We start from the raw sequence: 14,378 nt of genomic DNA, 5'->3' as shown, positions 1-14,378 counted from the left end.
GCCCTGCCATCCTGCGCTGCGAACGGGGATCGCGATCTCTCTAGGGTAGGGGATAGAATCGAGGCCTGGCGAGGCCCCGCGTGCTTTGCTGGCCTGCGCCATCTCATATTGAGTTGATATGTATCGCGAAATGAGATAGTCTTCGTTCGTGCACGTAATCTCGCGGAAGGCGTTGACGGAGTTTTGGAAGGTTCACGCTGGCGCCGAAGCCCCGCTGAAAACCTGGTTCAAGGCCGCGAGAAGAGGCAGTTTCAAAAATCTCGCGGAACTGAAACAGACATTCAAAAGCGTCGACTATGTGAGTGCCGGCAGGAAAGGTTTTTACGTGTTCGATATTGGCGGCAACAAGTACCGGCTCATTGCCGCGATCCATTTCAATACGCAAAAACTGTTCATCCGGCACGTCCTAACTCATGCGCAATACGACAAAGGCGACTGGAAAAAATGAAGAGTCGAACGATCACTCAGACCCTCAGGAATCCCGAGAAGTACGCTCCCCTGCTCGCCATCCGCAACGGGCGCGAATACGACGCGGCAGTCGCGCAGCTCAACGAATTGGTCGACGAGGTCGGCGACAACCCCAAGGATCCCCGCTACCGCTTCATCGATACCCTGAGCGTACTGATCGAGGCCTACGACGAGGAACACCATCAGATTCCCGATGCTTCGGGCGTCGAACTGCTCAAATTCCTGATGGAGCAGCACGGCCTGTCGCAGGGAGATCTGCCCGAAATCGGCAGCCAGGGGGTGGTCTCTGAAATCCTGCGCGGAAAGCGCGAACTCAACGTACGGCAGGTCCAGGCACTATCGCGACGCTTTCATCTGCCAGCCGGAGCATTCTTTCCGGAGATCGAGCCGAAACGCGAGGCTGTCTAAATCTGCGCGCTCTGCCAATGACCTCTTCCGACTCCGTTCTTCAAGAGTTGGACGTCAGACGCGTCGATTGAAATCGATTACTCGGTGCCCTGCCCTGCGTCGTCGCGCGGGCGCAATAAAGCGTTATTGGTGCGTTCAGTAGGGCGCGCGCGGATCGAGTTACAGCCGGAAGTCAGGGGAACAGTGATGGTGCTGCGTCTTGGCGAAGCCGCGTCCGGCGCGATAACCGCTCATATGAGTTACGCCAGCTTGAGTTTCTTCGCATCGACGCCATTTGCAGTAATCAGCTTTGGCGTTGCCGCTTCTCGTAGAGAAACAGATTCCACTGCGACGCAACCTTGTTCGAAGGCTGACTGCAACGACTGGCCGCTGGCAATGCCACCATAGAACATCGTGGCAAAAGCTACCGCGGCAGCGTCGCCGATGGAGTCTTGCATGGCGATGATGGCCTTCGCCGTACCGAAGAGCGCTCCGCGCGCTCCGGCGCTTCGGCAGGCGTTTAAGACGACGACTTTCGGAGGGTCGTCAGTCGCAGCAAGGGCTTTGCCGAGAAGATCAAACGTGACGAATTGAGTTTTCGTGCGCTTAACGCCGCCGTCGTCGGTCGCCAAGCCGTCGGCATTACCGTGACCCGAGAAGTGCACAATGCCAGGCCGATGATCGTTGAGGCCGCGAATAATGGTGGTGAGGTCGGCCGCAGGCGATTGGTGAAGCGTGATGTTGTCGCGATATTGCGAACGGCGGATCTCCTCACAGACTTTTCTCACCTCGGCGTCCACGCGCAGGCTGTGCTTCCTGATTGGGTTGGCCATAAGGTAAAGCACGTCGAGGTGCTTGTTTTTTTTCAGCGTGCTTCGCCTGACGACGGGTTTGACGACGACCGTCATGCCACGCACCATCGGGTTGCGCTTGGTCGGCGTCTTTTTCGCGAGAGCAGGCTTGTCGGCGTGTTGGACGATCTTCTTGCGGTGCGCGCCAACGTTTGGCTCCTTGCTGTAGACATAGCAGCTGCCGTCAGCCACCGCCCCCTCGTTCTCATTTCGCTCAATTAGCCCATAGCGCCAAAGGTGGTCGAGTTGGTTCTGCGCCTGCTGAGCGTGGCTGGCCTTAAGGCCGACCTCGGCCATCAACTGCTTCTTGGAACGCGGCTTGGAGCCACGACCATAGATGGCGCCGAACAGCATTCGGCGGATTTTATTTTTCCCGAGATGCTTGCCTAGCTGGATGCAGGTTTCTTCGTAGTCGCCGGCCCAATTGACCACTGAAGTTTTGGCCGTCATCGCGCCTTCTTCAAGGAAACGTTTGGAACCATGCGGCTGATAGTCGGCTGACTCACGCCTAAAAGCTTTGCGAGCTGCCCTTGCGAATAACCGTTGTCGAGAAGTTCAAGCAGTTTCAGCTTCCGCAACATCTCGAGCTCCTTGAGGATGGCGGCGGCCTGTTCTTCGGTCATGACTATGTGGCCTCCGCGCCAAGACGACGGTCGGCAATTTTGGCGATTTCCTTGCCGAAGCCTTTCGGGAGCATCCGGCTCAACGTTGCTTCGCTGACGCCGAGCGCGGCCGCGATGTGCTTTTGCTGACAGCCCAAAGCCAGCGCCTGAAGAATGAGAAGCATTTTCACGGCCCGCAGTTCATCCGCGAGCGAATTGCCGTTGTTCTCCATGATGTTCATTTCCTAGAAAGATGAATAAGTCCTGAGTCGTTTCGATTGAGCAATTCCGCGGTTCTCCGCTCTTCAGTAGGAGTACTCATTCTTTCACCTGCCCGCGGCGCCCCGAGCGAAGTAACTTAACGATCGCATTAATGTCATTCATGGAGCCCCCGACAATTTTCCGAATCTGCGCCTGACCAACTCCGGCCAACCCAAGCTGCACGATAATCAGCGCCCGCAGCAGTTCGACGACACGCTCCCCGGAATCGAAGTTCTTTGGCATAGGCGACTACTCCTCCGATTTTTTCATCTTCTTCTTTCTCAGGCGCTGTTGGGTCACAGCCACTGTCGCGGGTGATGTGCCGAGAATCTCGCCGATCTCCCGAGCCGTCAGGCCGGAGTCGTCTAAGAGGGCAATGAGGTCCATCTGGCTCATTTGGGCCTTTAGTTGCGCCGCAAGAAGACGGTTTGTCGTCTTCGCCTGTTTCAACAGGTCGTCAATCGTGGCGGGTCCGCCTGTGGCCATTGTTCGCTACTCCCCCCTCTCGGACCGCTGAATCGCCTTCGCGACTGCGGCCGGGCTCTTCCTCAGCAATTCCGCAATTTCGCGCGCCGCGAATCCGGCTCGGGATAGGAGCACCTCGGGTTTTTCCCTGTCGTCGGGCGCAATCTGCGCCTGGAGCTGCACCAGAAGCAGCGCACGCATGGATTTCGTAAGGTCCTTCACGCTGTTGTCTTCCACGGTTCTACCTCGTAATTCATCAGGATACATGGGGTCGGCGGGGAACGCAAACACTATTACGCAACGGATCCTAAACAGGGAGGTCTAGAATATAGCCGATATTCTTCATGAAATAACCAACGGCCTGACTATGTTTAGACCCTGTCATTTCAATCACGGACAAGAAGCCCTTTCGGTTATGGTGCTCGGCAATTTATTTCTGGTTCGGTTGAGCGATCTTGCCTTGTCCTCCGGCGCCTCACGGCGCATATGTCCATGCCACTACGCAACTGCCATTGAACCGTTTTATCAATCGTTTAGCATAGATTTGGAATCCAGATGGCTGTCACCGCGAAGAGTTCATCGCGCGTTCTTCGAAAAAGCCATTCATCAACCTTACAGCGAACGAGGTCGACCCGGACCACGCCGCCTTAGCGGAAAGAAGACCATTGTCCTATTTCTCAAATACTCCATATCATAAACGTAAACGTCTAGGATTTAGATGCCCGAAAAAGCGCGATAAAAACACTGATTGTTTATGTATTGTTTCATCATCAGCGGACAACGCGCTGATTAAACCCCGGCTTGGCAGTTTATTTCTGGTTCGGTTGAGCGATCTTGCCTTAGCCTCCGGCGCACCGCGGCGCATTTGTTCGTGCCGGAGCGAACCGGCTGATGCTGCAATTTCTTCAGGATGGCATTTGAAGCACCCCGCCAATGCCGCGGACGGTGCATTTTCCCAAGCTGGATGTCAGACGCTTCGAGTGAAATCGATCGAGTCGCCGCCCTGCCCCGCTGCGTCGCGCGTCCGCAGAAAAGCGTAGCCCGCGACCGCGACGAATACCGCCAGATTGATCGCAGACGCCGTGAGAATCGGCCAGGTCGGTTCATCCGCAAAATACGTCGAGGTGTCGGTCAGATGCTTCATGTAGATGAGGTTGAATAGAAGCGTCCCGGTCAAAGCCGCAAATACCAAAGTCAGAAACCGCTTTTCGAGCGCAATCAACGTGATAAACACCAGCGGATAGTAGAGATACCGCTCGTGCATCCGCGGCGTGAACAGAAAAAACCCCAGCAGTGTGACGAAGATCGCGAGTATCGCCGCTGACGCCGATCGCGCACGCCAAATCATCCACGCCGTTAGCGCATAGACCGCGAACGTCAGCGAAAAGCCCAGCGTGCGATACGATACGCCGAACACCAAGTCGGTATCCGACTCCTCGATCCCGCCGAGCAACGCGTGAAAATTAAACGCGCCGACCGAAGCCGCGCTGTATCGCGTGCTCAGGTCCTGGTACACGTTGAGAGTCCAGTTCCACGGATGCCCCAACTGGAACGGCAAGATTCCGAGCACGACGGTTGCGCCGAACGCAACGACGCATACCGCAGTTTCCGCGATGCCCGCGCTGAACAACGTCCAGAGTCCGAGTATCGGCACCGTCGCGAGCGCCTGCGGCTTGGCGAGAATCGCAATCGCCGCGGCAATCCATCCAAGGCGGTAGCGGCCGGCGAGGATCAGCACAGTCGCGGCGATCATCGGCAGCGCGACGATCGAATCGCTCTGACCCCACACCGTGGTGTCGTAGATCAGCGCCGGATTCAGCGCGAACATCAGCATCGCGATAAACGCAGCGAGCGTGCGTCCGTCGCGCCACGTCGCGAAGTAGAGCGTTAGCCCGATCAGGAAGTCGGCAATCAGCGGCGGCGTCTCGACGATGATGCGAAAGCCATCGGCGCTGGGCTCGAGCATCCTGCCAATCGATCCGGAAAGCCACAGGACATAGAGCGAGCCCGGCGGATAAGCGTCGATCGGCAGGCCGGGATCGTAGATTCGCGAAGGGCCGAGTTCCGCCGCGAGCAAGGCGCGATTCGTCTTCGACCAGATGTCCCAGAAGTAGCCGGTAAAGTGGAACAGCGCGGCGAATTTGACCGCGGTGATCGCGAGCATCGCGGCGATCGCGAGCGTCGCGGCGTTGCGGCCGGTCGCCAGCGGCGGTCGCCAAATCGCTACGAGCGCCCACGCCAGCAAGCCATACAGCGCGATCCCGCAAATCGCGCCGCCTGCGCGCGCCGGGCCGCCATCGTCGCGCCACGGGATCTCCGGATGCACTTGTGCGGCGAGCAATTCTTCGCTGCCTGGATTTACGATTGGCATAACTTTGAGATCGCGGAACCACGCGCGGCCAGTGTCGGGATTCGTCGGCGCACCGAGCTGGCAGAGGATCTCGGTGGTCGCTCCCCATCGATCTTCATTGAGCACGATCGAAATCTGTTCCCACCCACTCGAACGATGCAGCGGAATCGACGTCAATTGAGATCCATCGACGCCTTCGACCGCGATTGTCGCGCCGCCGCCGGAAGTTGCGCCTTCGATGCGCGCCTCGGCGCTGACGCGATAAGTTCCCGGCGCAAGCATCAGGCGCTGATGCCAGCTCGAGTAATTCGGTCCGGAATGAGCAAGCTCGAGCGCGCTGGCGCCGTCGGGCGATCGCGTCCACGAAAACGCGCTCAGGTCTCGTTTTGAAGTGATGGCGTACCAATCGGCGGGACGGTCGCCGCTGCCGCGCGCCAGGTTGCCATTGTAAAGCAGATTGTTTTGCGTAGGCGGCGCGCTCCGTCCGCAACCCGACAAACCACACAACATCAGTGCGAGCGCCGCCAGCAGGCGCAGAATTTTGCGATCGATTCCGATGCCGAGAGATGTATCGTTCGCGATGAGCCGAGGAAAGTCCTCGCGAGCGCCGCGACTACCGCGACCGATGATGCGTTTTGCGGCGTCGCCGACTACGATGTCGATCGGTCGAGGGAGGTCGTGCATGGACAGGAAGCGCGGTGCGATTCTAACAATTTTCGCGGTGCTGTTTGCCCTGCTCGCCGTCTCGAATTTCATGAAGCCGCTGAAAATGAGTTCCGAAGTGGGATTCGTTTTTCTCGGCACGCGGCTTTCAGGCATGGCCAACGCGATCGCGGGACCGGTGTTCGGAGTAATTCTCGCAACCTACGCATTCGGTATCTTCGCGATGCGGCAATTTGCACTGCCGATAGCGTACTTGTACGCCGCGTACGTGATCGTGAACCTGGTGCTCTATCTGACAAAGACTTATGCCACCTTGCCGAATGCGCCGCTGCTCGTCGGCATGCTCCTCTATGCGCTAATCGCGATCAGCGTGTCCTCAGGCGCGGCGATCATCCTTCATCAGCGGAGAGCTGAACTCACTTAGATCGAAACTGGCGGTAGCTATGACGACGAAACTGGTGGTGATTCTCGGCAGCGTCACGCCTCCCGGGCGCTTTTTTAAGGCGCTCAATCTAATGATCGACGAGAGTCGAGCTATTGATCCGTCGCTCGAGGCGAGCCTGATAAATTTGGGCGACTGCAAGATAGCGTTCGCAGACGGGCGACCGCCTGCGGACTATCATGACGACACGGCTCAGATAGTCGAGAAGGCGCTGGCTGCGGACGTGTTAGTGCTCGCGACGCCGGTTTATCGCGGCACCTTTACCGGCGCTCTCAAAAATTTGCTCGATCATCTGCCCGTCGAATCGCTGATGGGCAAGCCGTGCGGAATTGTCGCGATGGGTGCGACCAATCACCACTTTCTCGGCGCCGACTGGCATCTGCGCGACGTGCTCGCATGGTTCGGTGCCTTTACCGCACCCACCAGCGTCTATCTGACTTCCACGGACTTCGCGGACGGTCAGCCATCCGATGCCGCTCGCGCCGAGTTGCTAAGTCTCGTGCGCACACTCATCAGGATGAAGGATGTCTTCCCGAAAGGATCGCGCGCCGTCGGTCCGTTGCCTCTTCCCGTGCGCAATCGATAACCAAGATCAGGCGCTAGCGGCTTGCGGTTGAGCTAGGCGTGTGCTCACCCGCGATTAATTCCTCGAGACGAGGCATCGATTCTTCCAGGCTGGTTGGCCGCTCAAGCACGTCGAGAAAGGGATCTATTCCGAGTTGCGCCATCCGCGCCGGCATCGTCTTGATGTTGAACTTCACCGGATCGAGGTCCAGCTTTAGCTCATTCCATTTCATAGGCGCCGATACGGGAGCGCCGTCTACCGGCCGCACCGAATAAGGTCCCGCGATCGTCTTACCGTGACCAAGTTGCAGATAGTCGATATAAACGCGGCCTTCGCGCGTCCGCGGATTGCGATTAATGGTGGCCAGCTTCGGGATTCGCCTTACTACCACGCCTGAAACCAACTCGGAAAACATCCGCGCTTGTTCGTAGGTGTATTTGGGCTTCAATCCGACTACCACGTGCAGGCCCATCTGCCCTGATGTCTTCAAGCAGGGTTCGAGACCGATCTCGCGCAGGACGCTAGCAACCTCAAGCGCAACTTCGACCGCAATTCGAGTTGTTGACCCTTTGGGATCGATATCGAAGAGAAGCCAGTCGGGACGTTCCAGGTGAACGATACGCGACGACCAGACGTGTATGGTCACCGCGGCGAGATTTGCCACGTAGGCCAGCGCTTCCTCGCTATCGATTATGAAGTAAGCGATCTCGCGTTGCGAATCCTCGGAGTAAATGTTCTCAGTGCGGAGCCAGGGTGGAGCAAACGCAGGCGCGTCCTTCTGATAGAACATCTTGCCGCCGATGCCATCAGGATAGCGGGTCAGCATGACCGGTCGATCTTTCAAGTAAGGCAGCATCCATTTCGAAATCGCGCGATAGTACGCTACGAGGTCTCCCTTGGTATAGCCCTCGCGCGGCCAGAACACTTTTTCAGGATGAGTAACTGTCGCGGTGTTAGGTTCGACCTTCGCGGCGCCGCTAGCTGCTTCCTGAATAGCGCTCCCGCGTTTGCCGAGATTTTCATCCACGACCGGCTCAGCCCGGCTGTCGGATCCTTGCGGGCCGTCATAGGTGCATTGACGCGGGTCGGCATCGCCGGCGAGTCCAAGAAAACTCGGTTGTCGGACGCCGCCACTATCGGTCCATTCGGTGAATCGTACTTCGGCCACCAGCTCAGGTTCGACAAAATGGATACCGGCGCGCGCGATAGCAGGCTCGTCGCGCTTCGCTTTGCGAAAGGGAGAGGTCGCTCGCTCGCGTTGTTGAAGCATCGCGTAGATCTTTCTCAACCGATCGCGATTAAAGCCGGTGCCGACCTTGTCAGTGTAGCGGAGCGCGCCGTCGCTCTCGTATTGACCAAGTAGTAGCGCGCCGAAATGCGTGCGAGTGCCGCCGGGATCGGTGTAGCCGCCGACCACGAAGCGTCGCGTCAGCGGACATTTGATTTTCAGCCACGCCTCCGAACGAGTAGCTCGATAAGGTGAATCCCGGCGCTTGGCGATGATGCCTTCGAGCGATTGCTCCGCCACCGCCTGGTAGAAATCGACGCCGCGCGTGAGCACGTAGTCGCAAAAGCGAACCGGTCCTTCGCCGCGAACCAGTTCACGCAGCAGCTTCTTTCGATCTTCAAGCGGCAGCGGGCGCAAATCGAATCGATCGAAGGCAAGCAGGTCGAACACGAAATCGCAGGCGGGCAAGGCGAAGCTGAGGCGCGCGATCTGCCGCGTGTCCTGCACGTGCATCCTGCGCTGCAAAAGCTGAAAGCTCGGCCGGCCGGATTCGTCCAGCGCAACGATCTCGCCGTCCATCACGAAGCGATCGTATGGCAGCGCGTTGAATGCGAGCGCGACCTCGGGATAGCGCGCGGTTACTTCGGCGCCGCTCCGCGCGTACAACTGCACCGCGGAGCCGTCGCGAATCGCGACGACGCGAACTCCGTCGTACTTCAATTCGAAGAGCCAACTATCGCCGTCGAAAGGATTGTCGGCGGTCCGGGCAAGCATCAACGGAAAGTCGGCGCGTTTAAGCCGTCCGGTCAGTTCTGGAAGTTCGCGGCGTGCGAGCTTAGCCGCGACGCGGACACCGGCCGCCGGCGCGTCACGCATTTCCTCGACCGTCAAGCCCGATAACACCGACCGCGGATGCATCTCGAGGACGTCTTCGGACTTCGCAAACTCATCGCGCTTCTTGATAAGCAGCCAACTGGCCTTGTCCTTCGCCGCGGCGCCAGGCCGGCCACCGGTCCGCACCAAGGTGTATGCGCCGTTCAGTTTGAAGCCGTGCAAGCGAATATCGAGCTTGCCTTTGCGCACGGCGTCGCCCGGGCTCCCTTCCGGCGGATCGAGCACCGTATAGATGCCGCGATCCCAGACGATCACCGCGCCGGCGCCGTAGTTACCCTCGGGGATGACGCCTTCGAAATCGCCGTATTCCAGCGGATGATCTTCGACCGCAACCGCTAAGTGCTTATTCGCCGGATCCAGCGACGGTCCTTTCGGCACTGCCCACGAGCGCAACACGCCTTCCATCTCGAGGCGGAAATCATAGTGGAGGCGGCGCGCCGCATGCTTTTGAACGACGAACACGCCGCTGCCGGCGGGACCGGACGCCGGCGGCGCGGTGCCGAAAGGTTCAGGCGTGCGATCGGCGTTTCTCTTGCTGCGATATTTCTCGAGCGGCATCGCGCGTTGCCAAGGGCGCCTAGTCGGGCCGCATCAAGGATCCTTTTTGCGCGCTGCGATCTTACCGGGCCTGGCGGCGCACCCGCGGCGCCCGCGATCCTTTCGAGGCGTGAGCGCGCGCCTTGGCGGGCTCAGCTTCCTCCGCGGCCTCTTCGCTCTCGCGTTCCGACCCGACCTCGACGCCGCGCTTCTTCAACGATGCCTTGAGAGCGCTCATCAGATCGATAACGTTGGCGCGGCGGACTTCGGGCGCGGCCTCGGTAATTTCGTGCCCAGCCATCTTCTGCTCGGCAAGTTCGATGACTCGTTCACGATAGTTGTCCTTGTATTGCTCCGCATCGAAGTATTGCTCCGCATCGAACTTCTTTTTGGTGAGGTCGGCGATCAGGCGCTGTGCGAGCCCCAGTTCCGAGTCCGCGACTTGAGCCCTGGCGCCGTGATCGATTTCGCCGAAGGTCCTGATCTCGTCGTTGTAGTACATCGTATGCAGCATCAGGCCGTCCTCGTACGGACGAACCAATACGAGGCGCTCTTTGCCCCGCATCGTAAATTTTGCGATAGCAACCCGCTTCTCCTTCAGCATCGCCGACATCAACAGGTGGTAGGCCTTGGCTGAGGTCGGTTCGCAGCCGAGCAGATAGGAATTCTCGAAGCGAATCGGATCGACTTCGGTCACCGGTATGAACTCGTTGATTTCGATCGCATGATCGGTTTGCGCCTCGAGCTTTTTCAACTCCTCGTCCGCAAAAGTTACATAGCGGCCCTTCTCGATTTCGTATCCGCGGACCAACTCGCTTCGATCGATCATCTTCTCTTCTGCCTGGCAGAAGATCTTTTCCTGGATCCGGCTGTTGTCCTTGGCGTGAAGCAGGTTGAATCTCACGCTCTTTGGACTCGTGGCAGGAAACAGGCGCACCGGAATAGACACAAGGCCGAAGGTGATACTGGCAGTGGATATTGATCGAGCTGGCATAGATACCTCCAGTATAGACGATCCCTGCTCCCGCGAGACCATCGCGAAGCGCAGAATCGAGAAATCAGCTAAGTCCTGCGCGTAGCGCAATAACTGAACCTACCTCAGCGTTCGCCGCATTGCCTCGGCTCGCGCGTGCTCGCGCGGCCGCCCGGACCGACTATATAATTATTGGTACCCAAGCCTTGCGCAAGAGCCCGCTTGACCCGGATCGAGGGCGAAAAAAGGGCCGGTATCACGATCTTGATAACAGGCCGACGGGAAATCGCTGCAGAAGATCCACGACCGTCGTCGGACCGCCGTCGATAACGTCACCGGTCAAGCGATTGGTCCACCTGCCGGGTGGCAACTCGACTTCGGTTTCGCGCCAGTTGCCGCATTGGCGCATCATCAACCTTGGTGCAACTCCTATAACAGCGCCGCCTCGAGCATAGGCGATGACGTTGCCGGCCAGCCGGCCGCGTACCGGTAGCTGCGCCATCTCACTTTGAGAACCAAACCATGCAGGATGCTGCTTGCGGAGCCAAAGCCCCTGCTTGACCAGCCATAGCTTAGGCATCCCTTCGTCCATCCTTGCCATGATTTGTTCTGGAGTGATCGAATGGCGCGTCTCCGCGAGCAGGTCGCATCTTGTTTCAAAGTCAACCGGCCGGCGATTGTCCGGATCGACCAGGGTGTGATTCCACACTTCGGTGCCCTGGTAGAAATCGGGGATGCCAGGCGCAGTTAGCTTGATCAAAGTAAGTGCGAGCGAGTTCACGCGACCGGGAGCAATAAGCAGGTTCACGAACTCATCTAAAGCCTCAAGAAACTCATCATCCTGATAGATATCCTGGACAAACTTCTGCAGCGCGGATTCATACTTCTCGTCAGGATCGGTCCATGAGGTATGAGTCCTCGCTTCGCGGCTTGCCTTTTGCGCGTACTCGAGCAGTCGCGACTTATCGATTGGCCACGTTCCAACCATCACCTGGTAAAGATGGTATTCGATATTTCGATCGGGCAAACCATCGCTACGATGCGCATCGTTGATCTTCGACCATCGCAAGACCGCGCGCCGCCAAAGGTCGGGAATCTCGGAGATTAGGTACATCCTTGCGCGCGCGTCTTCGCTGCGCTTGGTGTCGTGGGTAGTGGTCGAGAGCATCGTTTTGGGCCAGTTGCGATGGATGTGCTCGCACCACTCGCAGAAATCCTCGACGCCGGTGCCGAATTTGTCGGGGTCACCGCCGACTTCGTTCAGCGCCACCATCCGATTGAAGGTGTAGAAGGCAGTATCCTCGACGCCCTTGCCCATGACTGCCGCCGACGTCTGCTGAAAGCGCAACGAAAGCTCGCGCGCCCGCTCGCCATCCGCGCGGAGCGTCAAGACGTCGCGCAGGAAATCGAACAGTAGCGGATCAAGATCCGGCCGATACGCCTTAGCGTCTTCGATCGCGGCGGTAATACTACGCTCATCGCGCAGATCGACTGCACCCGATTCTCCGACGTAGGTACGATAGACGCGCAAGCATGCGAGCGTCGCCCGCAGCACTTCATGCATCATGTGGCGGCTGTAGTCGCGATGTAGTAGGTCGTTTTCGCATACGTCGAGCAGCAATGCGGTGAGCCGATTGATATCGCTGCCCAAGGCGTCGCGCATGGCTTGTTGCTTCTTGGCCCGAACTACCGATTGGTAGTCGCATGATTCGCCGGTAAACTCGCGGTAGAAAGCGGTCAGCGGTTCCAATCCTGCCGGGTCAACGAACAAACCGCCGGCAAGGTTCAGAAAGTCGTAGCCAGTGGCGCCATCGATCGGCCAGGTTTCGCGAAGATGCTCGCCGTCGGCAAGTATCTTCTCCGCCACGATCCAGCACTTGTCGCATGCGGCTCTTAGGCGATGAAAGTATCCCAGCGGATCGCGCAAACCGTCGGGATGATCGACGCGTAGGCCGCTTACCCATCCCTTCGATACCCACTCAAGTACGCGCGCGTGAGTCTCCGCAAAGACCTGCGGTTCCTCCATCCGCAGCCCGACCAGTGAGTTGATATCGAAGAACCTTCGATAACCCAGATCGCTCGCGGCCATCCGCCAATACGCAAGCCTGAAGTTCTGAGCCTCGAGGAATTGATGCAGTCGGCTCGGGTCGTTAGTAATCCGCGACAAGGTGTCGTCGATAGCCGCCGCTAACTCGGGATTCTGACTCAGCATCTGGCTAAGCAGCGCATCGAGAACTCGAATGTCGCGTTGGCGGCGCACGATGCTATTCCGATCGCCGAAGCCCGGCGCTGGCAACTCAGCGTATGCATCACCCAGAAAGGCCAGTTCGTCGCTGTGGCATAGCGCGGCGGACGGACCGAGAATCTCGCGCATCGACCGCGGCGCCACCGGAAACTCGCGATCCTCGTAGCGAACTACGAACGCGGCTCCATTGCGTACTACCGTGAGCTTGCCGGCTTCCAGTAACAGGCCATACTGGTCGCCCAGGACGGGAAGCAGGACAGAATTGTGATGGCGGCTTTCTGGGGGCTCCCAATCGACATCGAAAAATGAGGCATAGGTACTCGACGGCCCATTCCTAAGCACGTCCCACCACCATGGATTTTCCCGCTCGATGATCGCCATGTGATTGGGCACGATATCCAGCAGTTGGCCCATCTGATGCCGCTGCAGCGTTTCACATAGATGCTGCAGTCCGCGCGCGCCGCCCCATTCCTCGTTGGCGCGCGAGTGATCTACTACGTCGTAGCCATGAGTACTGTTAGGAGCAGCCTGAAAGTAAGGCGAGCTATAGAGCTGAGTAATGCCGAGTTCGGCGAGATATGGAATTATCTTCGCCGCGGCCGCGAAATCGAATGCTTTGTTTATCTGCAGCCGGTAGGTAGATTCGCTCACACGACGATGCTCGCCACTGACGATTAGTTGAGTTCAAAACCAGGTTGCAGAAACGTTTTCGGCGCGATTGCTTTATTCGCGGTTCCCTTCGAGAGCCTTAAGTCCAATTATTAGTGGTGTCGGAATCGATTCTCGGCATCATCATCGACGACGTCACTCGGTGCGTGCGATTCGAGGTGATGCAAGTAGGCTTGTAGTTCCCTGACCAGCTCGGTTGCGCGATCAAGAAGTCCCGCCAGCCGCCAGCTATCACTATCGGTGCGGGATCCCGCGGGGCGCCCTCGAAGCAGCGCAGATCGAAGAGCGACTGCATTCAGCACATCGTTAAGATCGGTTGCAGCCTTGGATACGACCCGAACTATTGGCTCCGCCTGGCGGACAAATTCCGCGTTCCTACGCGCTTGCCGCGCAACTTCATTACCATGTCTTCGGGGATCCATTTTATCGCTACTACGCTCAGGCATTCGTAGTCGTACTAAAGGTGGAGCAAGAGAAGTGCCACTAAGAAACTAGGAAATACGGTGGTTTTTCCTCGGACTACGCGCGTAAAGTTTGCAACTCCGGAAATCGGTACACGGATTGCGGATGAGCTGGCTCACTTTTTTCCGATTCGATTCGGCGCCAATGAACACGCGGTGCTCGGACGAGCCTTCACGTATTTTGAGGCGATTGCTGCTGGCTGAAACGCTCGAGCTTGTTGTACAGCGTCTTCGCACTCACCCCAAGCACATCGGCCGCCCGCGTCTTGTTGCCGCCGGTGAACTCGAGCGTCCGCGCGATCATTTCCTTCTCGACT

At 58.2% G+C, this 14,378-nt stretch carries 15 protein-coding genes; 4 read left to right on the top strand and 11 right to left on the bottom strand.

The window, feature by feature from the left end; all coding sequences use genetic code 11:
* The first annotated feature begins 148 nt into the window (after positions 1-148).
* Complete coding sequence (locus Q7S58_RS22370) at positions 149-448, top strand: type II toxin-antitoxin system HigB family toxin (protein ID WP_370655565.1); 300 nt, start codon at positions 149-151, stop codon at positions 446-448.
* On the top strand, positions 445-876 hold the full coding sequence (locus Q7S58_RS20430) for a type II toxin-antitoxin system HigA family antitoxin (protein ID WP_304830433.1): 432 nt from the start codon (positions 445-447) through the stop codon (positions 874-876). The genes Q7S58_RS22370 and Q7S58_RS20430 overlap by 4 nt, the downstream gene beginning before the upstream one ends.
* Before the next feature lie 239 nt (positions 877-1,115).
* Here the strand turns inward: Q7S58_RS20430 and Q7S58_RS20425 are convergent, their stop codons facing one another.
* From Q7S58_RS20425 to Q7S58_RS20395, 7 genes are all read right to left on the bottom strand, one after another.
* Positions 1,116-2,156: a CHAT domain-containing protein gene (locus tag Q7S58_RS20425; RefSeq protein WP_304830431.1), complete on the bottom strand. Its 1,041-nt coding sequence runs from the start codon at positions 2,154-2,156 to the stop codon at positions 1,116-1,118.
* A complete protein-coding gene (locus tag Q7S58_RS20420) occupies positions 2,153-2,329 on the bottom strand; it encodes a helix-turn-helix domain-containing protein (RefSeq protein ID WP_304830429.1) in 177 nt (58 codons plus the stop codon). The genes Q7S58_RS20425 and Q7S58_RS20420 overlap by 4 nt, the downstream gene beginning before the upstream one ends.
* A gap of 2 nt (positions 2,330-2,331) precedes the next feature.
* Positions 2,332-2,541, bottom strand: coding sequence for a hypothetical protein (locus Q7S58_RS20415; RefSeq protein WP_304830427.1), 210 nt, complete (start codon positions 2,539-2,541; stop codon positions 2,332-2,334).
* Between the two features lie 85 nt (positions 2,542-2,626).
* Positions 2,627-2,812 (bottom strand): hypothetical protein, encoded by a 186-nt coding sequence (locus tag Q7S58_RS20410; RefSeq protein WP_304830425.1) that lies wholly within the window; start codon positions 2,810-2,812, stop codon positions 2,627-2,629.
* Positions 2,813-2,818: 6 nt separating this feature from the next.
* Entirely contained in the window at positions 2,819-3,055 is a 237-nt protein-coding gene (locus tag Q7S58_RS20405; RefSeq protein ID WP_304830423.1) for a hypothetical protein, read from the bottom strand.
* Positions 3,056-3,061: 6 nt separating this feature from the next.
* Positions 3,062-3,271, bottom strand: a complete 210-nt coding sequence (locus Q7S58_RS20400; protein WP_304830421.1) for a hypothetical protein — start codon at positions 3,269-3,271, stop codon at positions 3,062-3,064.
* 730 nt (positions 3,272-4,001) lie between these two features.
* Positions 4,002-6,068, bottom strand: a complete 2,067-nt coding sequence (locus Q7S58_RS20395) for a hypothetical protein (RefSeq protein ID WP_304830419.1) — start codon at positions 6,066-6,068, stop codon at positions 4,002-4,004.
* On the opposite strand from Q7S58_RS20395, the gene Q7S58_RS20390 reads away from it, so the two are divergent.
* A complete protein-coding gene (locus tag Q7S58_RS20390) occupies positions 6,067-6,471 on the top strand; it encodes a hypothetical protein (RefSeq protein ID WP_304830417.1) in 405 nt (134 codons plus the stop codon). The two genes, Q7S58_RS20395 and Q7S58_RS20390, sit on opposite strands and share 2 nt — an antisense overlap.
* Before the next feature lie 19 nt (positions 6,472-6,490).
* Complete coding sequence (locus Q7S58_RS20385) at positions 6,491-7,075, top strand: NADPH-dependent FMN reductase (RefSeq protein ID WP_304830415.1); 585 nt, start codon at positions 6,491-6,493, stop codon at positions 7,073-7,075.
* A gap of 13 nt (positions 7,076-7,088) precedes the next feature.
* On the opposite strand, the gene ligD is transcribed toward Q7S58_RS20385, so the two are convergent.
* The 4 genes from ligD to Q7S58_RS22365 form a co-directional block, all read right to left on the bottom strand.
* Positions 7,089-9,734, bottom strand: coding sequence for a DNA ligase D (gene ligD, locus Q7S58_RS20380; protein WP_304830413.1), 2,646 nt, complete (start codon positions 9,732-9,734; stop codon positions 7,089-7,091).
* 61 nt (positions 9,735-9,795) lie between these two features.
* Complete coding sequence (locus Q7S58_RS20375) at positions 9,796-10,707, bottom strand: Ku protein (protein WP_304830411.1); 912 nt, start codon at positions 10,705-10,707, stop codon at positions 9,796-9,798.
* Positions 10,708-10,942: 235 nt separating this feature from the next.
* Positions 10,943-13,582 carry a malto-oligosyltrehalose synthase gene (treY, locus tag Q7S58_RS20370; RefSeq protein WP_304830408.1) on the bottom strand — a complete coding sequence of 880 codons (2,640 nt, stop codon included), beginning with the start codon at positions 13,580-13,582 and terminating at the stop codon, positions 10,943-10,945.
* A 651-nt stretch (positions 13,583-14,233) separates the two neighbouring features.
* Positions 14,234-14,365, bottom strand: coding sequence for a helix-turn-helix domain-containing protein (locus Q7S58_RS22365; RefSeq protein WP_370655567.1), 132 nt, complete (start codon positions 14,363-14,365; stop codon positions 14,234-14,236).
* Positions 14,366-14,378 lie beyond the last annotated feature (13 nt).

This window comes from Candidatus Binatus sp., from assembly GCF_030646925.1.
Lineage (GTDB): Bacteria > Desulfobacterota > Binatia > Binatales > Binataceae > Binatus.
Note: the sequence above shows the minus strand (reverse complement) of the source record. Positions and strands in the feature narration are given on the sequence as shown.

What these genes read in the sequence shown, in the direction of transcription:
- Q7S58_RS20425 (WP_304830431.1), bottom strand. Translation starts at nt 2,156, where the DNA reads ATGACGGCCAAAACTTCAGTGGTCAATTGGGCCGGCGACTACGAAGAA.
- ligD (WP_304830413.1), bottom strand. Translation starts at nt 9,734, where the DNA reads ATGCCGCTCGAGAAATATCGCAGCAAGAGAAACGCCGATCGCACGCCT.
- Q7S58_RS20395 (WP_304830419.1), bottom strand. Translation starts at nt 6,068, where the DNA reads ATGCACGACCTCCCTCGACCGATCGACATCGTAGTCGGCGACGCCGCA.
- Q7S58_RS20420 (WP_304830429.1), bottom strand. Translation starts at nt 2,329, where the DNA reads ATGACCGAAGAACAGGCCGCCGCCATCCTCAAGGAGCTCGAGATGTTG.
- Q7S58_RS20405 (WP_304830423.1), bottom strand. Translation starts at nt 3,055, where the DNA reads ATGGCCACAGGCGGACCCGCCACGATTGACGACCTGTTGAAACAGGCG.
- Q7S58_RS22365 (WP_370655567.1), bottom strand. Translation starts at nt 14,365, where the DNA reads ATGATCGCGCGGACGCTCGAGTTCACCGGCGGCAACAAGACGCGGGCG.
- Q7S58_RS20410 (WP_304830425.1), bottom strand. Translation starts at nt 2,812, where the DNA reads ATGCCAAAGAACTTCGATTCCGGGGAGCGTGTCGTCGAACTGCTGCGG.
- Q7S58_RS20390 (WP_304830417.1), top strand. Translation starts at nt 6,067, where the DNA reads ATGGACAGGAAGCGCGGTGCGATTCTAACAATTTTCGCGGTGCTGTTT.
- Q7S58_RS20430 (WP_304830433.1), top strand. Translation starts at nt 445, where the DNA reads ATGAAGAGTCGAACGATCACTCAGACCCTCAGGAATCCCGAGAAGTAC.
- Q7S58_RS20385 (WP_304830415.1), top strand. Translation starts at nt 6,491, where the DNA reads ATGACGACGAAACTGGTGGTGATTCTCGGCAGCGTCACGCCTCCCGGG.
- Q7S58_RS20415 (WP_304830427.1), bottom strand. Translation starts at nt 2,541, where the DNA reads ATGGAGAACAACGGCAATTCGCTCGCGGATGAACTGCGGGCCGTGAAA.
- Q7S58_RS20375 (WP_304830411.1), bottom strand. Translation starts at nt 10,707, where the DNA reads ATGCCAGCTCGATCAATATCCACTGCCAGTATCACCTTCGGCCTTGTG.